Below are 24,478 nucleotides of genomic sequence, written 5' to 3'. Positions count from 1 at the left end.
GAGTATACGGTTAAATGGTACAAAGTGACATTTGCATATACTGTGCCAAAATCGTTTTTGGTTAATGCGTATTAACGTTCGCCTGTGCCTGTTAGTAGGAAATGACCGGGTACCTTCCTATCTTTGACCCTGAGTTCTTTACTTTTATTCATTCTTTCCACAGCGAGGTAGACGGCGAAAGCCGTCTTTAATAAGGAACCGTGTGTAAATCACGGGCTGTCGCGCAACTGTAAGTAACGCACCTGAATCATTGCCACCGATGTTCATTGCCCCCGACCTGAACGGGGTGAGAAGAACGGTAATGATGTTACGAGCCAGGATACTTGCCCCGCTGTGTAAGACAAATGCTTTCGCGATTAGAAGCAGCAGTCGGGAACGGATGGGCATGGCCCGTCGTGCCTTTTCATTCCTTATCTACTACACAATCCTGGAAGCGTACCGGAAACTGTAAGGAGCATTAATGCACATTAATGTTTTAACCAAAAAGTTTTACGTATGCTTAAACACAGCCTCGGCTACCCGCGCATGGGAGCCCAAAGACAGCTTAAAAAAGCCTGTGAGCACTATTGGCAGGGCCGCATTGGCCGCAGCGAGCTGTTCCTGGCCGCCAAACGGTTGCAGGAAGAGCACTGGCAGCTGCAGCAGGCCGCCGGCATGAACCTCGTGCCCTGCAACGATTTCAGCTTTTATGATCATGTGCTGGACATGACCCTGCTGCTCGGTGCAGTGCCCGACCGCTATGCCCCCGTGGTAACGGAAGTAGCGGAGAACGCCGAGATCGATCTTTATTTTGCTATGGCGCGCGGCTACCAGCAGCATGGGCTGGACATTACCGCCATGGAAATGACGAAGTGGTTCGACACTAATTATCATTACATCGTGCCGGAATTCAAAAAAGACCAGCCATTCCGCCTGCTGAGCAACAAGGTATTCAATGCGTTCGACGCCGCGCGGCATACGCTGAATGCCCTGCCCAAGCCGGTGCTCATTGGCCCTGTATCTTATCTTTTATTGGGAAAGGAAAAAGAAAGCGGCTTCCACCGCATTGACCTGCTGCGCAACCTGCTGCCCGTTTACATCAGCGCCCTGCAAAAGCTGCGGGAGCAAGGCGCGGAATGGGTGCAGCTGGACGAGCCTTTCCTGGCCATGGACCTCCGTGAAGAAGAAAAGGCGGCCTACCGTTATGCCTATACGGAGATCAGCAAACAATGCAAAGGCCTCAAACTAATGGTAGCGACCTACTTCGAAGGCCTGCGCGACAATGCAGAGCTGGCAGCCAGCCTGCCCGTCTGCTGCCTGCACCTGGACCTCGTAAGGGCGCCGCAGCAGCTGGATGAGCTGCTTCCGTTGCTTCCGCCGAAAACCTCCCTGTCGTTAGGTGTGGTAGATGGCCGCAACATCTGGAAAAATAATTACGAAATATCGTTGCCGCACATACGAAAAGCCGTTGAAGCGCTCGGTGAAGACCGGGTGATGATAGCACCGTCCTGCTCGCTGCTGCATACCCCTGCCGACCTGGACCTGGAAACAGCGCTGGACGAGGAAATGAAATCCTGGATGGCGTTCGCGAAACAGAAGCTGGAAGAAGTGGCGGCGCTGGACGCTATTTTCCACGGCAACAACAGCCTGCTGGAACTGAACCGCACAGCTATCGCTGAAAGAAACGCTTCCGGAAGAATTCATAAGCCAGCTGTAAAGGCCCGTACAGCGGCCATTACGGACGACGATGCCCGGAGGCAAAGCCCCTTTGGATCGAGGCAGCAGTTGCAGGCTGCGCGTTTCAACTTGCCGTTATTCCCCACCACCACTATCGGCTCCTTCCCGCAAACGGACGATATCCGCCAGCTGCGGGCGCAGTGGCGGAAAGGAGGGCTCCCTTCGGAACAATACGAGGCCGCGCTTGAACAGGCTACCGTGAACGCCATCAGGCTGCAGGAAGAACTGGGGCTGGATGTGCTCGTGCATGGCGAGTTTGAAAGGAATGATATGGTCGAATATTTCGGTGAAATGCTGGACGGTTTCGCCTTCACCCAAAACGGCTGGGTACAGAGCTACGGCAGCCGCTGCGTGAAACCGCCCGTAATCTATGGCGACGTGAGCCGCCCTGCGGACATGACCCTCCGCTGGACGAAGTTCGCGCAATCCTGCACGGCCCTGCCCATGAAAGCCATGCTCACCGGGCCTGTAACGATCCTGCAATGGTCGTTTGTACGCAACGACCAGCCGCGTTCCGTTACCACCAGCCAGATAGCCCTGGCCATCCGCGACGAAGCCGTGGCATTGGAAGAAGGGGGCATTGGCATCATACAGGTGGATGAACCGGCCATCCGGGAAGGGTTGCCATTGAGGAAAGCCGACCGTGATACATACCTGGAATGGGCTGTGAAAGCCTTCAGGGTAGCTGTTTGTGGCGTGAAGGACGATACCCAGGTGCATACCCACATGTGCTACAGCGAATTCAACGACATCATTGCACATATTGCAGCGATGGATGCGGATGTGATCACGATAGAAACATCGCGGTCGCAGATGGAGTTGCTGGAAGCGTTCGCGGATTTTAAGTACCCGAACGAAATAGGCCCGGGGGTATACGATATTCATTCGCCGCGTGTGCCCGGTGTGGAAGAAATGGTGCAGCTGCTGCAAAAAGCGGCGGAGCTGCTGCCGCTGCGCAACCTCTGGGTAAACCCGGACTGCGGGCTCAAAACCCGCAAGTGGCCTGAAACAAAAGCTGCGCTCGAAAACATGGTAGCTGCCGCCCGCGCGGCAAGGGAAAGGATCACGTCTAACGTGCCTGCATAGATCAAAGCCGCCCCGTCAGCTAAACGGGGCGGCTTTTTAAATACATGAGGGTTTCCTCTGCGGCACCGGAATCATACACATCGTTTGCGAAAACCAATAATATAGCATAAAAAGCGCCGGGCCTGAACCTACCAGCAGTGGTACGGTCAGGCCCGGTGTTATTCAGTGAATACGCTTTATTTTTTCTCCAGCACGCGCCATACGAGCGCAGCTGCAATGCCTCCCACGATGGGCGCCACTACGAAAAGCCAGAGCTGTGCCATGGCCTTGCCGCCGGCAAAAAGCGCAGGGCCGAAGCTTCTTGCAGGGTTCACAGACGTGCCGGTGATGGGAATAGCCACCATGTGAATAAGCGTGAGCGTTAACCCGATGGCCATACCGGCCATGGCTCCGTTGCCCCATTTACCGGTGGCGCCGAAGATCACGAAGAGGAACAGGAAAGTGAGCACTGCTTCGGCGATGAACGCGGAAGCGGTATTATACCCCGCGCCATAACCTTCGCCCCATCCATTGGAGCCTAATGCCCATTCGCCGGGCGCCCAGCCGCTTAGGCCGCTTTGTATGGCATACAATACGGCCGCGCCGAGCACGGCGCCGATCAGCTGGGAAATAATGTAGCCCAGCGCTTCGCTGCCTTTGATCTTACCGGCTACCAGCATGGCAATGGTGATAGCGGGATTGATGTGGCAGCCTGATATGCCGCCGATGGCATAACACATCGCCAGCACCGCGAGCCCGAAGGCAAACGCGATACCCAGGATGCCTATCCCCGCAGGGCCTGTAAGCGAAACGCCGGATACAACCGCCGCACCGCAGCCAAATAATACAAGGGCAAAGGTGCCTACCAGTTCCGCAAAATACTTCGTGGATGATTTAATTTCCATAAGGTTCAGGTTTTGAGCTATAAACAAATTAAAAGTACTTATTGTTGTTAACCGGCACAAAATAGAAAAAGGACTGGTATTATTCCGGTCCTTCTTTTTTTAGATGATATATATATGAGTGCAGCCGCAGACCTGGTGAAATGGCTGCTGAAGAAAAACTGAGCTATTCAAACACCCGTTTCTCCAGCGTAGGCCAGATGTCTTTCAGCTTTATCTTGGGTTTACGGCAGAGGTATACGGGGATATTATTTTCCTCATCGATCGCGTAAGGGTGTTTGATGATCCGGATGAGCTGATGTTCTTCATAGATCATGTCCACCACATCGGCTTCGTTACCTATACTGATGGCAACTTCGCCGGATAGCGGCCCCGGCCCCCAGGTCCAGAAGCTGCCGTGGCGGCATACCGGCTCACGGTTGCCCAGTATCCGTATGGCGCCTGCCTCGCCGTAGTTCTCCGCCCAGAAGATGCATTGCTGCCGGTCTTCAGGCGGGAGGGTGTTGTAGATGCTGTCTGCCAGCCGCACCTGTTCCCTCCACCCGAACATATCCGCATAATCGCTGGTGAGCTCGTAACGGCCTTCTGCGTCAGGTTTGATGCGGGCGTATTTTACAAATCTTTCGATGGGGAGAACGGGAATTAACAATGGCAGCGCAAGAAGTGCGAAACCCATCATCACCGCAGCCACGGCGATATTCCAGCGAGGCCGCCTGCTGGTAAGCGCTTCCAGCCAAACGGCGCCGGCGGCGAACATAGGCGGGTAAGCGGCAAAGAAATAATAAGACTTTGAACGCAGCGCCCACATCAATACAAACATCAGCAGGAAAGCAATTCCCAGGAAACGCCATTGCGGCCTTCGCATAACGAAATACAAGCCGCCAAGGCTCAGCAGCAAAGTGAACGGAGTTAATGCCTGCATCATTATGAATTCGAACACGCTGTTCTTTTCCAGCTGCGTTTTGCTTAGTTGCTCCAGGTGCAGAAAAAAGGGAATGCCATGTCGGTATTGCCAGATGATGTTCGGCAGGAAGATCAGCAAAGCGATGCCCCCGCCGATATAGAGCCACTTGTTGCGGTACACCTTCGCTTTATCATGAAAGAGCAGCGCAAGCAAAATACCGGCGATCCATATCACGAAAGTATATTTGTTCATCAGCCCGAAACCCGCTGTGATGCCTGTGTACACGAGGTATACATTGCGCTTCGTATTCACATAACGCAACACGAAATAAAAACCCAGCGCCCAGAAGAGCTGGTCGAACGCGACGGGCTGAAATAAAAAATGATTGCGGTAATAAGGCAGGAATGCCAACGCGCAAACCCCTGCAAGAAAAACAGCCCATTTCTTCCCGCCCAGCTCCATGGCCATCAGGCAGCATAATGCGACAATAACAACTCCCGCCAGCGTGGCGAAAAGCCGCATACCAACCAGCGAATGCCCGAACAGGAAAATGGACACCCTCGCCACCCAGCCGATGAAAGGCGGGAACTCGTAATAACCCCAGGCGGGATGATGGCCCGCGCTCAGGTGCAGCAGCTCGTCGCGCATGAAATCATAGTTGTGGTTCCCGGCCATATGTATGGCCAGTTTCACCAGGCACAGCAGTAAAATAAGGGGCAGGTATCTTTTCATGTTTTGAGGGACTGTTACAGCGATGTTAAAGTTGCCGGTTAGACGTGAATAAATATATGAAAAATAACAGGTTATACGTTTCAGGAAGGAAGATAGCCGGAAAATTCCGGAACGATTCTGGCTATGTCAAATTGTCGAGATAACTGTTTACTGTTTACATCCGGATATGAAGATAAAAAGTTTCCGGGATGACCTGCATACTGCTTACACTGAAAACCGGTGGCTGGTATTGTCTGCCTTGTTCATCCTGTTGTTAAGACTGGCTTTTATTGGTTTAATGGGACTGATGCCGCAGGATGCGTATTACACCTTCTACGCCGAGCATCCGGCTGCGTCGTATTACGATCATCCGCCCGGCATTGCCTGGGTGCTGGAGATCTTCACGGCTGTTCTGGGGAAAAAGGTATACGCCGTGAAATTGGCGGATACGGTCGTTACGCTGCTGACCCTCGCTTTTTTTTACCGGCTTTCGCTGCGGTTCCTCAGCCGGGGGCGGGCTTCCAATGCTTTGCTGCTGTTCAGTTCCACGCTCATGGTCACCATCCTGTCCCTGGTGTCTACGCCGGATGTGCCGCTGATGCTCTGCTGGACGTTGAGCCTGCTTTGCCTTTACAAGGCTGTGTTCCTGGAGAAGAAGGTATACTGGCTGCTGGCGGGCGTTATGATGGGCCTTGCCTTTGACAGCAAGTACACAGCGGTGTTCCTTCCCGCTGGACTTTTATTGTACCTGGCATTGTCTGCCACGCACCGGAAGTGGCTGGGTACGGGCTGGCCCTGGTTATCATTTGTGTTAATGATCCTGGCTTTAAGCCCTGTGGTGTGGTGGAATGTGCAGCATGATTTTGTTTCGTTCAGGTTCCAGTCCACGGGCAGGGCAGGAGGAATTGAATTCAGCCTCATTGATTTTTTCGGCGTGCTTGCCCACCAGGCGGCGATCCTGGCGCCGGTGTTGTTTTTTGCACTGTTATGGATCCTGTACAAGACCATCCGCAAATACAAAGCGAAACTATGGACCGTGCCGGATCATACATTGTTCCTCCTGTGTTTTTTCCTGCCCGTATTCCTCGCGTTCCTTTCCATTTCCTTCATCTACTGGGTGAAGCTCAACTGGATGATGCCGGCTTACATTACGGGCGTGATATGGGTCAGCCGGTATTTTTCCCGTAAGATGATCAACTGGCAGCAGGCGCTGGCGGTGGTGATACATATTGCCCTGGCCATAGAGCTGCGCTGGTATCCTGTTCCTGTGCGGTCAGACGATGTGTGGGTAGGCTGGGGCCGCATGGCGAGAGCCGTGATGGCGCTGAAACGCGCTTATCCTGCGGACTTCGTCTTTTCCGCAGATGATTACAAAACCAGCGCGGTATTGAACTTTTATATGGACGAAATGGTGTACGGGCAGAACATCATCCGCAAGCCCGCGCTGCAATTCGATTACGTGGGTACGCGGCTGGCGGCGCTGAAAGGGAAGAACGCGCTGTTCATCAACTCCATTCCCCGCATCGGCAACGAGGTAGCCGAGAAACATTTTGCAGATTCGCTGCGGAGGTATTTCCGGCATGTATATCCCTTGCATCCCATCGAAGTAAAAAGAGGGGAGCGGCTGGTGAGGAAATTCCTGGTGTACCGCTGTGAGTACTACCTGCCGGGCAGGCCGGGGATTTCGGAGCGGTGATCATATTAAAACCAGATTGTCTATATTTGTATCATGATACAGTTGAACTCCATAAAGAAAGTTCTCTTCGAATTAAAGCCAGAGCTGGTCGAAAAATATCATGTCAACCTGATCGGCTTATTCGGCTCTGTTGTGCGCGACGATTTCCGGTCTTCCAGCGATATAGACATTATTGTAGACTTTAGCGGGCCGGTAGGAATTGAGTTTATTGATTTGGCTGATTTCCTTGAAAAGAGATTAAAGCGGCCTGTGGATCTTGTTTCAAAAAACGGTATCAAGGAAAAATATTACAAGGAAATTGAACCGGAGATCGTGTATGTCTAAACGCAATCCTGAGTTACTGATCGAAGATATTATTGAGAGCGGGAATAAGATACTGACTTATTCCCGCTCGATGTCTTTTGAGGACTTTGTGAAGAATGACATGGTGGTTGACGCGGTGATCCGGAATTTTGAAGTTATTGGTGAAGCTGCCAACCGGTTGCCAGATGAATTCAAAGAGAAGTATCCGGATATTGACTGGCACCGTATCAGGGGCTTCAGGAACCGGATCGTACACGATTATTTCGGCATTGATTATAAGATCGTCTGGATGATTAAAGAAACTTTTCTCCCTGATCTGATTACAAGGTTAAAATTGTTAATCCCCTGACCTACATCAACCCCTCCAGCAACTTCCAATAATGCGCATTCAGCCGCTGTTTCAGCAACGCCAGTTCATCTACCGTGATCATCAGGCTCATTAATCCCGTTCTGCATTCCTTTTCCCTTTTATGTTCTTTCAGGATGCGGGCCAGGTCCAGCCGCATCAGCAGGGCTTCCGCGATATCCAGTTTGGATTCTTTGCCTTCGCGTTTCAGCGCGGCGTCCAGCGTTTTGGCGGCGGCCCGTTCGTCGTTTTTGAAATCGCTGAAGCGGACGGCTGTGGCAATGGATTTTTGTAAAGGGGTGAGCGAGGCTTCATCAGCTTTGCTGTAGGTTTCCTGGTCTTTTTCGCCGTAGCTGATAAAGATGATGGAATTTCCCGCCACATCTGTGAGCGTGAACCTTGTTTGCCCGGGCTTCATCCGGGATATTCTCGGTGTTCCGGCGCCGGGAACCTTGCCGTATCCTTTTTTGAAGCTGCGGGTAAAGTCCTGGTGCACTTTTTCAGCATCGGCGACCATTATAAGGCAGCCGCTGTAGTTGTTGGATGGGCCTACCCCTTTCACCCGCACGAAATGCAATTCATATCCTCCGCGGCCTACCGCGCCATACTGGTACGGGCGCAGCTGCCTGTAGGTGGTTGTGAACCCCAGCAGTTCCCAGAAAGCGAGGGTTTCTTCGAGTTCAACGCAAGGTAAAACCGGTACGGTAGCCCATTCTTTATTATGCATATTTTCAATTTTTTTAAGGAGGGCAAATCTAACGATCGGTTTGATTTACTTTGCTTTATATACTTTTTTGTCGATAAAGGCAGTTGTGTTTAACGAATTGATTTTCAAATGAATAAATTTACTTCATGAAAGATTTTATCTATCGCAGCCGGGTATACTACAACCCGGTTGAACTGGCGATGGCATTTATCGGCGGCACCTGGAAAATGCCGGTGTTGTTGGCCCTGCGTAATGGCCCTGTCAGGTATGGCGACCTGAAAAACCTGATACCGCATATTTCCCATAAAATGCTGAATTCGCAGCTGAGAGAACTGGAAGAAAAAGGAATGGTGACGCGGCATATCTATATAGAAAAGCCGCCGAGGGTGGAGTACCGGCTCACCGCGAAGGCGGAAAAAGCTTTGCCGGTGATCGATGCGTTAGGGAAATATGGAGAATGGCTGATGGAAGAGGAGGGGATTGCGACGTCTTAAATTTTTCCAATAGCAGCATAATTTCTTAAAAGAAGGGAGCAGACCGCTCCCTTCTTTTAACACTAAACTGTTTCTGCCACACAATCCCGGAGAATGTTTTGCAGTTGCCCCGTTTCTTCGGCCGTTAAAGGTTGTAAGGGTGAACGCAGGTACCCCGCGTCTATGCCTTTCAATTTTAAACCAGCCTTTATAGCCCTTGGCAGACCTTTGCTGACGATGAATTGCAACAGGCGGAGCTGCCTGTAGAAAATATCCCTGGCGGCTTCATAGTTGTTTCCGGCAACCGCCTGGTATAGGTCCAGGTTCAGTTCCGGGATGAGATTGGGCGCTGCGGTGCACCACCCGGTGGCCCCGGCGGCAAATGCGGCCAGGGCAAGGGGATTGGAGCCGTTGTAAAAAGCCACCTCGTCTCCCAGCTCTTTCCGCAGGTAATGCATCCGCTGCACATCGCCTGTGCTTTCCTTGATCATAGTAACGTTCGGTATCTGCAGCAGACGTTTCAAAAGGGCCGGCGACATATCCACCCCGCTGGTAGCCGGGTTATTGTATGCCATAATGGGAATGGAGATCTTCCCGGCAACCGCTTCGTAATGACGGAAGATCTCTTCATCCGTCAACTTCCAGTACGACATGGGAATGATCATCACCGCGTCCGCCCCCGCCTGTTCCGCAAATTTTGCATGGTAAATGGTGCGTTCCGTGGTGAGGTTGGATACGCCGGCAAGCACCGGTACCCTGCCTGCCACCTGCTGCAGGGTTGCTACCGTTACCGCTTCTTTTTCTTCGTCGCTGAGATAGGGCAAAACGCCTGTGCTGCCCAATGGTGCAATGCCATGCGAACCCGAAGAGACCAGCCGTTCCACCAATTGTTTGAATAAGGGGATATCCACCGTTTCGTTTTCGGTGAACGGCGTGATCGGGTAGGCGATGATGCCTTTGAATGGTATGTTCTTTTGCATGATATGTGTTGTTTAAATGAAAGAAAGGGCCGCTGAAGGCCCTTCCTGTTTAGAGATCCCTTCCTTCTTCTTCGCGGAGCGCTACGCCCAGGTTTTGAAGCTGCGGGGCATTTTCGCAGGCGATGTACTTTGCCGGTTTTTCATCGCTCAGGTTCTGATGGCGGTGCCATGCCCAGCTGGGAATGTACACGGCGTCCCCCGCCTGCCATTCTACCTGCTGGCCTTCGATCTCGGTGTAACCTTTGCCTTCAATGACATACAATACGGTTTCGTAAGTATGGCGGTGGCGGTTCGTCAACTGGCCGGGAAGCAGGCCGCCAATGGTCATGCTGACGTTTTTTGTGGGCAGATCGACGAAGAACACCGGGTGTTTTCTTTCCGTGGAAAACTGGTTGTGCTCGCCTGCCTGTTCCACGTTCCTGTGAATGAGCTTGCCGGGCATAACGAATGTGGGCCGGGCAAACGTCTGGTGAAAGTCTTTCGAGGAAAACTGTTCCTTTTCTTTTGTTGTGATCATATCTGGTAATTTTTTGGGTGAATAATTGATACAGCAAAAATGAAGTAACTTTGGACCATCTTAGTAATCCAGAAATAAGAAAAGCATATGGTCCAGAAACTGCGCCCCTGGAAGACCGTTATTTCGCTGAATTTCGATTGTGAACGGCCCGTTTACAGGCAAATAGCCGATGGGATCATTGAAGAAATAAAAAGAGGGCGGTTGGTACCCGGCACTCCGCTTCCCGGTACCCGGCAGCTGGCGGAGGATCTGGAAGTGAACCGGAAAACGATCATCCTTGCTTTTGATGAGTTGCTTGCTGAAGGCTGGCTGGTTTCCGTCAGCAAAAGGGGCACGTTTGTTTCCGAAAAGCTGCCGCTTCAAACCACCCTGTACCGCCATAAAAAACAAACGCCGGCCGCGCCGAACTTTGCGTTCAGGCAGATGGCCATGGAAGGCGCTCCGTTCAAGCCAGCCGGTAAAAACCTGATCGCTTTTGATGACGGCCTGCCCGATGTGCGGCTGGCGCCCATGGAAGAACTGGTGAGAAGCTATAAGCGCATTTTCCAGCAGAATGCAAGATGGCGGATGATGGGCTATGGCAATCCGAAGGGCACGGAAACGATCAGGACCGCCATCGCAAAGATGCTGCTGCACGACCGCGGCCTGAACGCCGATAAAGAACGCCTTTGCATTACCAGGGGCAGCCAGATGGCTTTGTACCTGACCGCCAATTCCATGGTGGAGAAAGGGGACAGGATAGCGGTGGAAGACCCCGGCTATGCCCCCGCCTGGAACACCTTTACGCAATGCGGGGCTAAGCTGGTGCCGGTACGGGCGGATGATGAAGGGATCTGCATAGACACCCTTGAAAAGGTTTGCGCGAGATCAAAGATCAAGGCCGTGTATGTAACGCCGCATCACCAGTTTCCCACCACCGTCAGTATGAAGATCGACAGGCGGTTGAAGCTGATCGAACTGTCCAACCGGTTTGGTTTTGCGATTATTGAAGACGACTATGACCATGAATTTCACTTCAGTTCCAAAAGCCTGTTGCCGTTGGCCAGCCATGAGAATGCCGCGAATGTGATCTATATCAGCTCGCTGAGCAAGGTAGTAGCGCCTGCGGTGCGGCTGGGGTATATCTCAGGGCCGGAAGCTTTCGTGAACGCCGCGGCGTCGCTGCGGAAAATGATAGATGTGCAGGGAGACAATGTGATGGAACATGCCATTGCCGAGCTGATGGAAGAAGGCGCTATCCGTAAACATGCGCGAAGGGCTTATAAGGTGTATGAAGAACGGAGGGAGAATATGGAGAATAAACTACTGGAATATCTAGGCGATAAAGTGAACTTCCGGAAGCCCAGCGGAGGCCTGGCCTACTGGGTACAATTAAAAAAGCAGCTGGATACCGGGAAGCTGGCGTCAAAACTGCTGCAGCAGAATGTGTCCATCATTCCAACGGAACCTTTTTCATTTGCCGGGAAACCATTGAATGCGTTGCGGCTTGGTTATGCATCCCTGACTGCGGAAGAGCTGGAGCGCGGCCTGAAGGCCATGCAGAAGTTGTTGTAGGGATGTTGGTTAAGCAGGGCTGCCCCGGGAGGCAGCCCTGTGGGGCATTTCCGTTTGCATTACCCTTTTACGGCTTCCAGCGAAGCGCCAAAGTTGATGTGGAGCACATTTCCATTATCGGTTACCAGTGCAGGCACAGATTTTACCCCTACTTTTTCAGCCTGTGCGATCAGGTTCCGCTTTTCGCCCAGGTGAATCACCTCCACCTTGTCCTGTCCTATAAGATTCACGATATCCTGTTCCGCGCTAACGCAAACCGGGCAACCGGCATGATAAAATTTTGCTTTGCTCATTGCTGAAGTTTTTGAGTGGTAAATAATGAGCAATATTAGTTAGGATTCCTATTTAGATATGGGTCCAGATTTGAGCTTGTTTTCAGAAAGTGGTTTATTCAGTCAGCCGGGGTGATCATCTCAATAATACATATTTTATTGAAAATCACTATTTTGTATTTGGTTTTAATTCAAGATTGAACCAGGAAGATCTTTGCGCTAAATTTGAGGAACATACAAACAGGCCATGCAGTTGTGAGAGAAGCCTTAACGTTAGCATCCATTAAAAATATTGCAACATGACAGTTGAAGAAATACTCGAAAAGCTTGAAGCCCTCGGCAACGAGAAGCTGCGTCTTCAAAACAAAAAGCACGGGGCGGACGACAATCAATTCGGCGTCAAGATGGGGGATATCAGGACGCTGGCAAAACCGATAAAAGCGGATAATGAGTTGGCGAAGGCCTTGTGGAAGACCGGAAACATGGAAGCAAGACTGGTGGCGATATTGGTCACTAACCCCAAAAAATTACCGCCCGCGGAACTGGAAGAAATGGTGCAATCTGGCAGAATTCCGCAGATAGCGGACTGGCTGAATTCCTACATTGTGAAGAACCACCCGGCCAAAGAAAGTTTCCGTGAAAAATGGATGAATTCAAAAAACACCTGGGCCGCCCGTGCGGGCTGGAGCCTGACCAGCGGACGGATCGCCAGGGAGCCGGAGGGACTGGACATTCCTGCCCTTCTCAACCGGATCGAATCTGAAATGGCAAAAGCCGCACCGGAAGTGCAATGGACGATGAATTCCGCCCTTGCGCAGATCGGTATTTATTTTCCCGCTCACCGGAAACGGGCAATTGCCATCGGTGAAAAGCTGGGCATCTACCGCGATTACCCTACTTCCAAAGATTGTACTTCTCCTTTTGCCCCGATCTGGATTAATGAGATGTCGAAAAGGCTGGGGAAAGCGTAATTTGATGCCGGATCAAAATGCTGATAGCCTGTTCACTTTCCGGAAATACAACCACAGCGATATGAAAACTTTAGTAGCAGGAGCAAGCGGTGCAACAGGAAAACTATTAGTGGAACAACTGTTAAGATCAGGACAAAGGGTCAGGATCATTGTCCGTTCTTCGGGTAATATCCCTGGCACCTGGAGCAACCATGAGGGCGTGGAAATAATTAAGGGGAACGTTACAGAGATCAGTGTGGACGATATGGTAAATCATCTTTCCGGCTGTCAGGCAGTAGCGTGCTGCCTTGGGCATAACATGACCTGGAAAGGCATTTATGGAAAACCAGGGAAGTTGGTTGCGGGAACGGTAAGGTTGATATGTGAGGCAATTGCAAAAACCACATCTGAAAAGCCAATAAAATTTGTACTGATGAATACGGCAGGGAATAGCAACAGGGATCTGGATGAGCCGGTTTCATTCGGGCAAAGAATTATAATAGGAGTGCTGCGGGTATTGCTGCCACCGCATCCTGACAATGAAGCGGCAGCCGATTACTTAAGGGTTAACATCGGGCCGGGAAATCCCTCGGCTGAGTGGGTAGTTGTACGCCCTGATACTTTAATTGACCTGGAAAATGTAACCGGGTATTCGCTGCATCAATCGCCAACAAGAAGCGCGATCTTTAACCCGGGAAAAACGAGCCGTATAAACGTGGCCCATTTTATGGCCAGGCTGATAACAGATGAGGCCCTCTGGAATCAATGGAAAGGGCAGATGCCGGTTATATACAATGATGCAGGCTGAGCCGTAATTATTTTACTGATTTTGTAAAGATCAAACATGGATTTTCTCCTGGACGCCATCAAACAGAACGACAAGCTGCCGATACGCCTTGTAACGCCGGGCTTTGGTCACCTGACGGCTGAAGAGGTCCGTAAATATGGGTATATCCACCGCAGAGCATATTATTTCTTTCTTTTTATGGTGGATGGCTGCGCGCAACACCGTGTCGACCTTCAGCAATTCAGCGTAAACGCAAACGAGCTGCTGGTTGTTCTTCCCCACCAGGTACATGAGCTTGCGTACCCGGATGAGAACGCGGATTATTTTAAGATCGGTTTTGATGAAAGCTGCCTTTCCCTGTTGCCTAAACAATATCCTTTCCTGGTGAACCCTTTGAATGCCTCAAAGATCACCTTTGAATCATCTGCCGCTGCCAGGATAAAATCGATCTTCGAGATACTGCTGGGGTTACTGAGCGTTATGAACACCGATCCGGAACTTATACTGGCGTATCTCAACAGCTTGCTGGCTGAAATAAATTCCGCATATTTCAACGCCGATCAGCATCCCGCGGACAGCAGGCTTTCCAAATACATCGGTTTTAAGGTGTTTGTAGAGAACAACCTTACGGAGCATCCCAGGATCAGGGACATCGCCGGAGAATTGGCGATCAACACTAATAGCTTATATAATATTGTCAAACATTATTCAGGTCTTTCGCCCAAGGAGTTCATCATCAACCGCCTGATACTCGAAGCGCGCCGCCGGTTGTATTATAACGAAAGCTCCTCTATTAAGGAGCTTGCCTTTGAGCTAGGATTTAACGACCCCGAATACTTCTCCAGGTTGTTTAAAAAGGTGACCGGTAAAACGATTGCCGGGTTCTTTCAGGATTTGTCAGGCAAGTAATACGTTTTGTCCGGGTTCTTCGGGAATGTTCTGTTCATTTTTGTTTCATCAAAAAGAGCAACAATGAAAAGAACATTAGGAACAAACGGCCCGTTGGTATCCGCTGTAGGTTTAGGATGCATGGGCATGTCCGGCGCATACGGGCAACCGGAGGAAAAGGAATCCATCGCCACCATTGAGCGGGCGCTTGAACTCGGCCACAATTTTTTGGACACAGCGGATTATTATAATGTTGGCCACAACGAGGAGCTGATCGGCCAGGCTATCAAAGGCAAACGCAAAGATGCTTTCCTTTCTGTAAAAACAGGCCAGCTGGTTACGGCGGGCGCCAACGGAGGCATGACTCCGGGGCCGGTAAATGCACGTCCGGATCACCTGCGCAATGCCGTATTTTACAGCCTGCGCCGGCTGAAGACCGATTATATCGATCTTTACACGCCTGGAAGGATAGATCCCAATGTTCCGGTCGAAGAAACGATCGGCGCGCTGGCCGATCTCGTACAAAAGGGCGTGATCCGTTACATTGGTTTGTCGGAAGCATCGGCGAAAACCATTCGCAGGGCGGCCGCCGTACATCCCGTCACCGCGCTGCAGATAGAATACTCGTTATGGAGCAGGGACATCGAGGCAGAAGTGCTTCCAACTATACGTGAATTAGGTATTGGCCTCGTTGCTTACGCGCCTTTAAGTCGCGGCTTCCTGAGCGGGGATTTCAGGAAACCGGAGGATATTAAAGACAGCCGTGCAAACATGCCGCGTTACCAGGGCGAAAACTTTTATAAAAACCTGGAGCTGGTTGAAAAGATCAGGACATTGGCATCACATAAAAACTGCACACCCGCTCAGCTGGCCATTGCATGGGTACTTGCACAGGGCAGCGACATTATCACCATTCCGGGCTCGAAAAGAATAAAACATCTTGAGGAAAATATCGCGTCTGGGCATGTTCAGCTTACCAGGGAAGATCTTGACAGCATTGACGCCTTGATGCCTGCCGGTATTGTTTCCGGCAGCCGCTATCCTGAAAGGTTCCTGGGTGCTTTGAACGGGTAGCAATTAGTGGTATTGTCCGGCTGCGGTTGAATCCCGGGTGCAGGCAGTGATCTGGGTACCAGTCCTAGTTGCTGCATCATGCCAAGATCATCCCGGTTACCATGATGTTCAACGATTTTCCCATCACGAATTGTATACCAATGGAGGTGCGGGACTTCGAAACGGTTGCCTGTTGGGAGAACGTTTACCAGCAGGCCTCCGTTTACCGGAATTTTGCTAATTCCGAGATGAGTACCGCTGACCTTTTGGCGCGCTATAACGGCGTCTCCAACCGCCGCAATTTCTACAGTTTCCGCCCGCCAGTCCGGGAATGTAGTAAAGACGTCATTGAGTACGGCGCGAACACCGTCCTGCCCTACCACTTTCCCGAAATTTTTCATATCTTTTGAGATATATTGTACTGCGCCGTTGGCGTCGCCACTATTGATCCGTTCCTGGTATTTAAGAATCACATCTTTATTCCGCTCCTGTAATTGGCCAGTTTGAGCAAGAGCCGCAATTGAAACTGGCATTGCCAGGATTGCCGACAGTATAAATTTTTGCATAGCTGTGCATAACAAAGATGTCGTTTTCATGCTAAAATTTTTTGGTTAAAGATGTTTCAATAGAAAGGCAGGCAAATTGGCATTCACTTGTTACACGGCTGGTAACGTTAAATCCTTCATATTCCGGGGCCTCAGAAAATAGCGGCCTGGTGCCCGGTAGACGGCCACCAGGAAAAGTATACAGGCGCTTAACGTTTATTTTATAATATTCACCAAACGTAATCGTATGAAACGAAGAATTTGTATTTCCCTGATCTTATTCTTGTTGGTGTGTTCTTGTGCAACAACGAGGGACAATAAAAATGCGAAGGTTGCAATCACGCGCTCACCTGTAAAGTGTATGGAAAATTCTCCTGAACGGCGTGGAGAGGAAGGTTGTACGATTCTGACCAACAGGCTCCTGGTTGGGTCTCTGGCAAAGGCACTATACTGGCATATAGATCGCTTTAACTCGCTGGAAGCCGCGATGAAAGCAGCCGGTGCCAATAGTGTGGCAACTGAAGCACATGGCTCTTTTTGGCTGTTGACTGTCGGGGCCAAAGCTGGGGACCATCAAGGCGGTGAGCACATCGACGAGATAGGTCCTTTTGAGCTGCCTCCGGCGGACCGATATATGATGCGGGTGCTATCATCTCTGCTTATGCCAGGATCCACAACACCAATCCACACGCATTCCGGCCCGGAAGTATTCTACATAGTCGGTGGCGAACAGTGTATAGAAAGGTCAGAAAGCAGCCAACGTCTTGGTGCCGGGCAATCCTATCTCGTCCCGGGAAACAGCGCGCACCGCGGGCGGGTTATTGGGTCCACACCCAGACGGGCCCTGGCGCTCATATTGTACGATGCCGCATATCCCGCCAGCCGCGATCTTGACAATGCCACGCCATTAGTTTCATGCAAATAATACAGACTTTTTAGGCCGCTGTAATTGCTACGCGAAATTGTAATTTTAACTACATAATTTACTCTTATGACAGTAGAACAAATTGCAGACCGTTTGGCAAATTATTGCCGCAATGAACAATTTAGCCTGGCGCAAGCAGAACTATACGCGGATGATGCGGTGAGCATAGAACCTTTCGAAGTACCAGGTTTCGAGAAAGAAACGAAGGGGCTAAGCGCTTTAATGGAGAAAGACAGGAAGTTCAGCTCCATGGTAGAATCCCGGTACGGCACAACCGTCTCCGAGCCGCAGATTGCCGGCAATTCATTCTCTTTTGTGCTAACGATGGACCTCAAAATAAAAGGCATGGATCGTCAGCAGATGAAGGAGATCTGTGTATATACTGTCAAAGACGGTAAAATTATTTCTGAGCAATTCTTTATGTAAACTTTTGCAGATATTACCTGTCGGGCGCTTTCCCGCATGGGAAACAGAAAACAGCTGCTTTAATAAATCAGTCCCCTGAGGGCATAAAAAAAAGGAAACAATCAATACTGATCATTTCCTTTAGCGGAGGAGAAGGGATTCGAACCCTTGATAGGATTTCTCCTATACACACTTTCCAGGCGTGCCAGTTCAACCACTCCTGCACTCCTCCGTACGGTTGAATTCTTCAATTCAGGGCTGCAAAGATAACGCTTTGGCCAAAAAATCCAAGAATTTCCGGGAATTTCCGGTTTTTATTTGCCGTTATAGGCCATATTCATATACTTATCCCCTTTCTTCAGCTCATCCAGCATCTGTTTCAGCCGTTTCTGCCGCGTTTCCTCCCGCTTCGCACTGCTGATCCACCAGATATAATCGTTCTGCTGATAAGCCGGCCGGGCTTCGTATTTCCCGTATAATTGATGGCTCGTCAATGCCTCATCAATAAAATCGGGCATCGGGTGGCGGGGCCGTTTTAAACTGCTGAAGTCTTTTTTCATAAGATTAAAATTAATATTTTACTGAAAACCCAAGATCATGCCATATACCCGCCGCTCCTTCCTGCAAACCCTCGCCATGGCCGGCGCAGCCATCCCACTCCGTTCTATGGGCTTCCCCGCTGCGGAATGGGAAATACACGGCTTCTCCAAACCTTTCCAGTTCAAATGGATGGATTTCAGCATGCTCTGCGAAACCTTTGCAGCAGCAGGGCTCAATGGCGTGGATTATACGGTGAGGCCGGAAGGGCACGTTACGCCGGACAAGGTGGCGCAGGATCTTCCCAAAGCCGTTGCGGCAGCGCATAAAGCGGGGATCTCGGCGAAGCTGATGACCACCGCCATCCTGTATGCGGACGATCCGGCTACGGCGCCGGTGTTGCAGGCCGCTGCAGCGGAAGGCATCCAGTATTACCGGATGGGCTGGTATGAGTATGAAAAGGGAAAGCCGCTGCAGGAGAGCCTCCGCAACCGCGGCAAGCAGCTGAAAGCACTGGCGGAATTGAACAGGAAATATAACGTCAAAGCCGCCTACCAGAACCATTCCGGCCTGAGGATCGGCGCCGCTGTGTGGGACCTCCATGAAATGATCAAAGAGGTGGACCCCGCCTGGGCCGGCGTGCAGTACGACATCCGCCACGCCACCGTGGAAGGCGCCAACAGCTGGCCGCTCGGGCTTCAGCTGATCAGCCCGCATATCAACACCATCGTGATCAAAGACGTACGCTGGACGAAACAGAACGGCAAATACGTGCTGGAAAACGTGCCGCTGGGCGAGGGAATGGTGGATTTTAAGGCTTATTTCAAAAAGATAAAAGAACTGAACATCAAAGCGCCCATCTCTCTGCACCTGGAATACCCGCTGATCTCCACGGCGGAAGAATCCCTCTCCGCGTCGCAGAAACAAAAGATCGTGCAGGATAAGCTGAAGAAAGATGTGGATACGCTGAGAGGATTGCTGGCCGCAATGTAGCACCTTTCGGCTTTATTCGGGATCCGGCACCACGGTCGGCGTCAGCTCGCCGCGCATGGGTGTTTCTATCAGGCGTTTTATTTCAGCCGCATCCAGGTCCTGGCCCAGCAGGTACATCAGCTTGGTGGTGGCTGCTTCAAAGGTCATATCATGACCGCTTACCACGCCTATCTTTTGCAGGTGCTGGCTGGTTTCATATTTGCCCAGCTCCACGGAACCGCCGTCGCACTGGGTAATATCCACCATAATGATCCCTTTGTCCGCCGCCTTTTGCAGGCATTCGGTGAACCATGACTGTGTAGTGGCATTGCCGCTGCCAAAGGTTTCCAGCAGCAGGCCGCGCATACCGGGCGTGTTCACGATGGCTTCCACCGCCTTGCGGGTAATGCCGGGGAATATTTTCAGCACGCCGATGTTCGGGTCCATATTCTTGTGCACCACCAAACCCTTTTCAGGCGCGGGCAACATGTAGTTGTTCTTGTATTTGATGTCGATGCCGGCCTCTGCCAGCGCGGGATAGTTCATAGAATAAAAGGCCTCGAACTTTTCCGCGTTATACTTCTTGGCGCGGTTGCCGCGGAAGAGCATGAAGTCGAAATAAATGCAGACCTCGGGCACCATACAGTGGCCGTTGCTTTTGGTAGAGGCGATCTCCATGGCGGTGATGATGTTCTCTTTCGCGTCGGTCCTGATCTTGCCAATGGGCAGCTGGCTGCCGGTGAGGATCACGGGCTTGGAAAGATTTTCGAGCATGAAGCTGAGCGCGGATGCGGTAAACGCCATGGTATCGGAGCCATGCAGGATCACGAACCCGTCGTACCGGTCGTACCGGTCTTCGATGATGCCGGCCAGTTCAGACCAGATCTCCGGGTGCATGTCCGACGAATCCATGGGAGGATTAAAGGCGTAAACGTAGAAATCGATTCCCATCCGGTAAAGCTCGGGTAGATTGTTCCTGATCTCATTGAAGCCGATGGGCCGCAGTGCTGTCGTCTTTTCGTCGTAAATCATCCCCACGGTGCCACCGGTATAGATGATAAGAATCTTCGTCATTTATCTCAGATAGAATTGCATGCAAATGTATTCACTTATCAGTTAGAGCGTTTTGAATAATTTCTGTGCATTACCCGTCGTAATCGCAGCTACTTCTTCAATTTTTAGATTTTTTACATCTGCGATCCGCTGGGCGATCAACGGGATGTATGCGCTCTCGTTCCTTTTGCCCCTGTACGGAACCGGCGCCAGGTAAGGCGCATCCGTCTCCAGCACTACGTGTTGCAGGTCAATATCCTCCAGCAGCACGTCCAACCCCGCTTTCTTAAAAGTCACCACCCCGCCGATACCCAGGTAAAACCCCAGGTCTATCACTTCCTGCGCCTCGTCGCGGGTGCCGGAAAAACAATGGAACACCCCGCTCAGCCTGCCCGCGGGGAACTCCTTCACTACGTCTATACATGCCCGTGTGGCCTCCCGGCTATGGATAGATACCGGCAGCCCATGCTCGGCAGACAGCTGCAATTGCCGCCTGAAAGCCAGGTATTGTTGTTCCCGGAAGGTGGTATCCCAGTAAAAATCAAGCCCGATCTCGCCCACACCCCAGAATTTCCGTTTTTCGAGCCATTGCTGTACAATAGCCAACTGGGCTTCAGCGTTTTCTTTCACGTAAACGGGATGTATACCCATCATAGGCAGGCATTCTCCCGGGAATTCGGCCTCCAGCGCCAGCATACCGGCTATGGAATCCTCGTCTATGTTCGGCAGCAACAACCTGTTCACGCCCTGCCGGATGGCCCGCCCCACCATTTCAGTCCTGTCGGATTCAAATTCACGGGAATATAAATGGGCATGCGTGTCAATCCAGTTCATTACATATTGTTTTTTTCAATTAATTGTTTATCTTTATTTTCTTGTATTTTGTAATATCTGAGTTAAACCTTTCCGCAAAGGTACAGTCTCAACAAGCCAATACCTATAAAAACTACTATGATGAAACACTATTTTAACACCAACAAAGTTCTAACTGTTACTGCATTGGCCATTGGCGCTATCACCATTTTCTTCGCCTGTAAGAAAGACGATAAAACGGGCGCTGATGAACAAAGAGACGTGCTTACCATATCTGCCGCCGAAAAAGAAACCGAGATCAACGCTATATACGAAGATGCATTTACCGAGGTGATAGATGTGAACGCCACCCAACAGGGACTGAATGGCCAAAAGCGCCAGTCCGCGCCCACAGAAGGCCTTGCCCGTTGCGCGGGTGTGGAGATCAGCTTCACTCCACCAGACCTGATCACTTTCCCGAAAACAGTCACCATCGACTACGGTATCGGCTGTACGGAAAACAACGGCCGCACCCGTAAAGGAAAGATCATCGTTGAAGTGGATAAAATGTTTTGGCTCACCGGCGCCACCGCTACCATTACTTTTGAGAACTATTTCGTGAACGGGATTAAAGTGGAAGGCACGCAAACGCTCACTAACCTCTCCTCCAACGGCGGTTTCGGTTACACTTACGCGGTTGCCGGCGGCAAGCTCACTTATCCCAACGGAACTGTAATAAACTACAGCGGCACCCGTACCCTGCAGCAGAAAGCAGGCGGCGGAACACTGTCTATCCTGGACGATGCATATGAACTGACCGGCCACGCCAAGCTGGAAGACAGCACCAGCAGCGCGAACATCCTGATCAAGAGCCCGCTGCACAGGAAAATTTCCTGCTCATGGATAGACAAAGGCGAACTGTCCGTTACCGTAAATGCACACACCGCCTCCATCAACTACGGCGAAGGTACCTGCGACAATAAAGCCATCCTGACCGTAGGCGACAAAACAAAAGAAATTACCCTGAAGCCTTAATAAAGCTTTACTGCCATATCTTTTTGAGGAACGTCCCGGTGAACGCCGGGGCGTTTTTTATTGGGATGAACCAGGCTAGAGGATCGCCTCACAACGCCAGCCCTGGCGTTTGCAATGCTCCAATATCCTGGGCAGCGCATAGTTCATCCGGTCCCAGGCTTTCTCGCTGTCGTGAAACACCACGATGGAGCCGGGTTGCAGCTTAAACACCACGTTCTGCACACATTCCTCGCCGGTCAGCTCCTTGTCGAAGTCCGCGCTGAGGATGTCCCACATAATGATCCTGTAGTCTTTTTTCAGTTCCCTGATCTGGAACGGGGAAATGCGGCCGTACGGCGGCCTGAAAAGATTGGAACGGATATATCCCGCGGCTTCGCGGATATTGTCGAGATACTTATCTGTAGGGCTTTTCCAGCCATTGAGGTGATTGTGGGTATGATTGCCTACGGCGTGGCCATCCAGCAATATCTGCTGGTAAATGTCGGGGTGTTCCACCACGTTCTTCCCGATACAGAAAAAAGTGCCTTTGGCTTTGTATTTCTTCAGCTGTTCCAGCACGAAGGGCGTGGCTTTGGGGTGAGGCCCGTCGTCGAACGTAAGGTATACAGCGGGAACAGCGGGAGAGAAGTTCCAGATGCAGCTTTTGTACAGTGTTTTGAGGAAAGCGGGTGTTTTCGTAAAATAGAACATATTGCCGGGATTTGAATCATGATTCCCAAGCCCGAAATTATTATTTTTGCGCCGTATGGATCATAAAAAAGTACGGGTGCGCTTTGCACCCAGCCCAACCGGCGGTTTACACCTCGGCGGCGTGCGCACGGTGTTGTTCAATTACCTGTTTGCCCGCCACCATGGCGGCGAATTTGTGCTGCGGATTGAAGATACGGACCAGACCCGTTATGTGCCGGGAGCTGAGGAATATATCATTGAATGCCTCCGCTGGTGCGGGCTGGACGCGGACGAAGGCCCTCACAAAGGCGGCCCTTTCGCACCCTACCGCCAGAGCGAGCGAAAAGCGCTGTACCGGCAATATGCAGAACAGCTGGTGCAATCAGGCCATGCCTACTACGCATTCGATACCCCGGAAGAACTGGAAGCCATGCGCGAAGTGGAAAAAGCCCGCGGCAACCATTCCCCTCAATACAACCACTCCATCCGCCGCGTCATGCGCAACTCGCTCACGCTGGAAGCGGCAGAAGTAAAAGCATTGCTGGATAAAGGCGCTCCCCACGTGATCCGCATCAAAATGCCGGAAAACGAGGAACTGCATTTTACGGACATGATCCGCGGCACCGTAAGCTTCCAGACCAGTACGGTGGACGATAAGGTGCTGCTGAAGGCAGACGGCATGCCCACTTATCACCTGGCCGTGGTGGTAGACGATTACCTGATGAAGATATCCCACGCCTTCCGCGGTGAAGAATGGCTGCCTTCCGCGCCGGTGCATATCCTGCTGTGGAAATACCTGGGCTGGGAAAAGGAAATGCCGGAATGGGCGCATCTTCCGCTCATCCTCAAGCCGGATGGGAATGGCAAGCTCAGCAAGCGCGACGGCGACCGTTTAGGCTTCCCCGTTTACGCCATGAACTGGACCGATCCCAATACAAACGAGCTGACCAAAGGCTTCCGTGAAAACGGTTTCCTGCCGGAGGCATTCATCAATATGCTGGCCGTGCTCGGTTGGAACGACGGTTCGGAGCAGGAGATATTTTCTATGGAAGAGCTGATCGAAAAGTTCTCCATCGAACGTGTGCACAAGGGCGGCGCCAAGTTCGACTACGATAAGGCCAAATGGTTCAACCACCAATACATCCTTAAAACAGACAACAGCCGCCTGGCCGAATTGCTGCAACCCGTGCTCCGGGAAAAAGGCGTAGCGCCGGAACCTGCGTACGTGGCCACTGTAGCCGGCCTGGTAAAAGAGCGCTGCCATTTCGTGAACGAGATCTGGGACCATGGTTTCTTTTTCTTCATCCGCCCGGAAAAATATGATCTCGATGCCGTGAAACCCAAATGGAGCGCGGAAAAGCAGGCATTTTTCGAAGAATGGGCCAGCGTGCTGAACGGGCTGGAAGATTTCAGCTTCGCGCCGATCGAAGAAAGCTTCAAGCAGCTGGCGACCGCCAAAGGCATTAAGCCCGGCGAGTTGCAGCTGCCTTTCAGGATCATGCTTTGCGGCGGCAAGTTCGGCCCGCCCGTGTTCACCATTGCTGAAACGATCGGCAAGGCGGAAACGGTGGAACGCATCAGGCTGGCGCTGGTTGCTTTTCAATAGTAAGATAAGGGCAGCGTTGGCAGCAGATCTCGTCATTGCGAGGCAGCAGAGCCAAAGCGGGGGCGACGAAGCAAGGGCAATTCGTCATTGCGAGAAGCAGCCGAGCCAAAGTGGGA

General features: G+C 51.4%; 26 protein-coding genes, 1 tRNA gene and 1 riboswitch. Of the genes, 15 read left to right on the top strand and 12 right to left on the bottom strand.

Going from position 1 to position 24,478, the window contains the following annotated elements:
- The first annotated feature begins 148 nt into the window (after positions 1 to 148).
- Positions 149 to 345: riboswitch (cobalamin riboswitch) on the top strand.
- A 150-nt stretch (positions 346 to 495) separates the two neighbouring features.
- The gene (gene metE, locus ACTJIK_RS00835; protein ID WP_440644353.1) at positions 496 to 2,802 is read left to right on the top strand and encodes a 5-methyltetrahydropteroyltriglutamate--homocysteine S-methyltransferase; all 2,307 of its coding nucleotides are present in this window, start codon (positions 496 to 498) and stop codon (positions 2,800 to 2,802) included.
- Between the two features lie 176 nt (positions 2,803 to 2,978).
- Here metE and aqpZ read toward each other — a convergent pair whose 3' ends face one another.
- Together aqpZ and ACTJIK_RS00825 are read right to left on the bottom strand one after the other, a co-directional pair.
- Positions 2,979 to 3,686, bottom strand: a complete 708-nt coding sequence (gene aqpZ, locus ACTJIK_RS00830) for an aquaporin Z (protein WP_440644352.1) — start codon at positions 3,684 to 3,686, stop codon at positions 2,979 to 2,981.
- A 163-nt stretch (positions 3,687 to 3,849) separates the two neighbouring features.
- Positions 3,850 to 5,319: an ArnT family glycosyltransferase gene (locus ACTJIK_RS00825; RefSeq protein ID WP_440644350.1), complete on the bottom strand. Its 1,470-nt coding sequence runs from the start codon at positions 5,317 to 5,319 to the stop codon at positions 3,850 to 3,852.
- 166 nt (positions 5,320 to 5,485) lie between these two features.
- Between ACTJIK_RS00825 and ACTJIK_RS00820 the strand changes: the two genes are divergently transcribed.
- Genes ACTJIK_RS00820 through ACTJIK_RS00810 form a run of 3 tightly spaced genes read left to right on the top strand, consistent with a single transcriptional unit; the run spans position 5,486 to position 7,646 of the window.
- Complete coding sequence (locus tag ACTJIK_RS00820) at positions 5,486 to 6,994, top strand: ArnT family glycosyltransferase (protein ID WP_440644349.1); 1,509 nt, start codon at positions 5,486 to 5,488, stop codon at positions 6,992 to 6,994.
- A 33-nt stretch (positions 6,995 to 7,027) separates the two neighbouring features.
- Positions 7,028 to 7,318 (top strand): nucleotidyltransferase family protein, encoded by a 291-nt coding sequence (locus ACTJIK_RS00815; RefSeq protein ID WP_440644348.1) that lies wholly within the window; start codon positions 7,028 to 7,030, stop codon positions 7,316 to 7,318.
- Positions 7,311 to 7,646 (top strand): HepT-like ribonuclease domain-containing protein, encoded by a 336-nt coding sequence (locus ACTJIK_RS00810; protein ID WP_440644347.1) that lies wholly within the window; start codon positions 7,311 to 7,313, stop codon positions 7,644 to 7,646. Before ACTJIK_RS00815 ends, ACTJIK_RS00810 begins: the two co-directional genes overlap by 8 nt.
- Before the next feature lies 1 nt (position 7,647).
- On the opposite strand, the gene ACTJIK_RS00805 is transcribed toward ACTJIK_RS00810, so the two are convergent.
- Positions 7,648 to 8,370, bottom strand: coding sequence for a hypothetical protein (locus tag ACTJIK_RS00805; RefSeq protein ID WP_440644346.1), 723 nt, complete (start codon positions 8,368 to 8,370; stop codon positions 7,648 to 7,650).
- A 125-nt stretch (positions 8,371 to 8,495) separates the two neighbouring features.
- On the opposite strand from ACTJIK_RS00805, the gene ACTJIK_RS00800 reads away from it, so the two are divergent.
- Positions 8,496 to 8,843 carry a winged helix-turn-helix transcriptional regulator gene (locus tag ACTJIK_RS00800; protein WP_440644345.1) on the top strand — a complete coding sequence of 116 codons (348 nt, stop codon included), beginning with the start codon at positions 8,496 to 8,498 and terminating at the stop codon, positions 8,841 to 8,843.
- Positions 8,844 to 8,905: 62 nt separating this feature from the next.
- Here the strand turns inward: ACTJIK_RS00800 and ACTJIK_RS00795 are convergent, their stop codons facing one another.
- Entirely contained in the window at positions 8,906 to 9,802 is an 897-nt protein-coding gene (locus tag ACTJIK_RS00795) for a dihydrodipicolinate synthase family protein (protein WP_440644344.1), read from the bottom strand.
- A 49-nt stretch (positions 9,803 to 9,851) separates the two neighbouring features.
- Positions 9,852 to 10,319 (bottom strand): cupin domain-containing protein, encoded by a 468-nt coding sequence (locus ACTJIK_RS00790; protein WP_440644343.1) that lies wholly within the window; start codon positions 10,317 to 10,319, stop codon positions 9,852 to 9,854.
- An 87-nt stretch (positions 10,320 to 10,406) separates the two neighbouring features.
- On the opposite strand from ACTJIK_RS00790, the gene pdxR reads away from it, so the two are divergent.
- Positions 10,407 to 11,873, top strand: a complete 1,467-nt coding sequence (pdxR, locus tag ACTJIK_RS00785; RefSeq protein WP_440644342.1) for a MocR-like pyridoxine biosynthesis transcription factor PdxR — start codon at positions 10,407 to 10,409, stop codon at positions 11,871 to 11,873.
- A gap of 59 nt (positions 11,874 to 11,932) precedes the next feature.
- On the opposite strand, the gene ACTJIK_RS00780 is transcribed toward pdxR, so the two are convergent.
- Positions 11,933 to 12,166 carry a thioredoxin family protein gene (locus tag ACTJIK_RS00780; RefSeq protein ID WP_440644341.1) on the bottom strand — a complete coding sequence of 78 codons (234 nt, stop codon included), beginning with the start codon at positions 12,164 to 12,166 and terminating at the stop codon, positions 11,933 to 11,935.
- A gap of 278 nt (positions 12,167 to 12,444) precedes the next feature.
- Between ACTJIK_RS00780 and ACTJIK_RS00775 the strand changes: the two genes are divergently transcribed.
- The 4 genes from ACTJIK_RS00775 (at position 12,445) to ACTJIK_RS00760 (ending at position 15,844) form a co-directional block, all read left to right on the top strand.
- Entirely contained in the window at positions 12,445 to 13,116 is a 672-nt protein-coding gene (locus ACTJIK_RS00775) for a DNA alkylation repair protein (RefSeq protein WP_440644340.1), read from the top strand.
- A gap of 61 nt (positions 13,117 to 13,177) precedes the next feature.
- Positions 13,178 to 13,903, top strand: coding sequence for an NAD(P)-dependent oxidoreductase (locus ACTJIK_RS00770; RefSeq protein ID WP_440644339.1), 726 nt, complete (start codon positions 13,178 to 13,180; stop codon positions 13,901 to 13,903).
- A gap of 36 nt (positions 13,904 to 13,939) precedes the next feature.
- Positions 13,940 to 14,791, top strand: a complete 852-nt coding sequence (locus ACTJIK_RS00765; RefSeq protein WP_440644337.1) for an AraC family transcriptional regulator — start codon at positions 13,940 to 13,942, stop codon at positions 14,789 to 14,791.
- A 63-nt stretch (positions 14,792 to 14,854) separates the two neighbouring features.
- Positions 14,855 to 15,844 carry an aldo/keto reductase gene (locus ACTJIK_RS00760; protein WP_440644336.1) on the top strand — a complete coding sequence of 330 codons (990 nt, stop codon included), beginning with the start codon at positions 14,855 to 14,857 and terminating at the stop codon, positions 15,842 to 15,844.
- Here ACTJIK_RS00760 and ACTJIK_RS00755 read toward each other — a convergent pair.
- Positions 15,808 to 16,419: an ester cyclase gene (locus ACTJIK_RS00755; protein WP_440644334.1), complete on the bottom strand. Its 612-nt coding sequence runs from the start codon at positions 16,417 to 16,419 to the stop codon at positions 15,808 to 15,810. The two genes, ACTJIK_RS00760 and ACTJIK_RS00755, sit on opposite strands and share 37 nt — an antisense overlap.
- Before the next feature lie 196 nt (positions 16,420 to 16,615).
- On the opposite strand from ACTJIK_RS00755, the gene ACTJIK_RS00750 reads away from it, so the two are divergent.
- The gene (locus ACTJIK_RS00750) at positions 16,616 to 17,293 is read left to right on the top strand and encodes a cupin domain-containing protein (protein WP_440644333.1); all 678 of its coding nucleotides are present in this window, start codon (positions 16,616 to 16,618) and stop codon (positions 17,291 to 17,293) included.
- A gap of 66 nt (positions 17,294 to 17,359) precedes the next feature.
- Positions 17,360 to 17,719, top strand: a complete 360-nt coding sequence (locus tag ACTJIK_RS00745; RefSeq protein WP_440644332.1) for a SnoaL-like domain-containing protein — start codon at positions 17,360 to 17,362, stop codon at positions 17,717 to 17,719.
- 124 nt (positions 17,720 to 17,843) lie between these two features.
- Here ACTJIK_RS00745 and ACTJIK_RS00740 read toward each other — a convergent pair.
- Both ACTJIK_RS00740 and ACTJIK_RS00735 read right to left on the bottom strand, forming a co-directional pair.
- Positions 17,844 to 17,930, bottom strand: a tRNA-Ser gene (locus ACTJIK_RS00740).
- An 82-nt stretch (positions 17,931 to 18,012) separates the two neighbouring features.
- Positions 18,013 to 18,258, bottom strand: a complete 246-nt coding sequence (locus ACTJIK_RS00735; RefSeq protein ID WP_440644331.1) for a YdeI/OmpD-associated family protein — start codon at positions 18,256 to 18,258, stop codon at positions 18,013 to 18,015.
- A gap of 37 nt (positions 18,259 to 18,295) precedes the next feature.
- Between ACTJIK_RS00735 and ACTJIK_RS00730 the strand changes: the two genes are divergently transcribed.
- Positions 18,296 to 19,228: a sugar phosphate isomerase/epimerase family protein gene (locus tag ACTJIK_RS00730; protein WP_440644330.1), complete on the top strand. Its 933-nt coding sequence runs from the start codon at positions 18,296 to 18,298 to the stop codon at positions 19,226 to 19,228.
- Between the two features lie 12 nt (positions 19,229 to 19,240).
- Here ACTJIK_RS00730 and ACTJIK_RS00725 read toward each other — a convergent pair whose 3' ends face one another.
- Both ACTJIK_RS00725 and ACTJIK_RS00720 read right to left on the bottom strand, forming a co-directional pair.
- Positions 19,241 to 20,281: an asparaginase gene (locus tag ACTJIK_RS00725; RefSeq protein ID WP_440644329.1), complete on the bottom strand. Its 1,041-nt coding sequence runs from the start codon at positions 20,279 to 20,281 to the stop codon at positions 19,241 to 19,243.
- 42 nt (positions 20,282 to 20,323) lie between these two features.
- A complete protein-coding gene (locus ACTJIK_RS00720; RefSeq protein WP_440644328.1) occupies positions 20,324 to 21,094 on the bottom strand; it encodes a TatD family hydrolase in 771 nt (256 codons plus the stop codon).
- Positions 21,095 to 21,211: 117 nt separating this feature from the next.
- Here ACTJIK_RS00720 and ACTJIK_RS00715 point away from each other — a divergent pair, with 117 nt between their 5' ends.
- Positions 21,212 to 22,087: a hypothetical protein gene (locus ACTJIK_RS00715; RefSeq protein WP_440644327.1), complete on the top strand. Its 876-nt coding sequence runs from the start codon at positions 21,212 to 21,214 to the stop codon at positions 22,085 to 22,087.
- Positions 22,088 to 22,162: 75 nt separating this feature from the next.
- Here ACTJIK_RS00715 and ACTJIK_RS00710 read toward each other — a convergent pair whose 3' ends face one another.
- Positions 22,163 to 22,777, bottom strand: a complete 615-nt coding sequence (locus ACTJIK_RS00710) for a polysaccharide deacetylase family protein (protein ID WP_440644326.1) — start codon at positions 22,775 to 22,777, stop codon at positions 22,163 to 22,165.
- A 55-nt stretch (positions 22,778 to 22,832) separates the two neighbouring features.
- On the opposite strand from ACTJIK_RS00710, the gene gltX reads away from it, so the two are divergent.
- Positions 22,833 to 24,362 carry a glutamate--tRNA ligase gene (gene gltX, locus ACTJIK_RS00705; RefSeq protein WP_440644325.1) on the top strand — a complete coding sequence of 510 codons (1,530 nt, stop codon included), beginning with the start codon at positions 22,833 to 22,835 and terminating at the stop codon, positions 24,360 to 24,362.
- The last annotated feature ends 116 nt before the right edge of the window (positions 24,363 to 24,478 follow it).

Origin of the sequence: Chitinophaga sp. 22620, from assembly GCF_052044405.1 — a bacterium.
Taxonomy (GTDB): Bacteria; Bacteroidota; Bacteroidia; order Chitinophagales; family Chitinophagaceae; genus Chitinophaga.
This window is presented reverse-complemented; position numbering and strand designations above follow the sequence as displayed.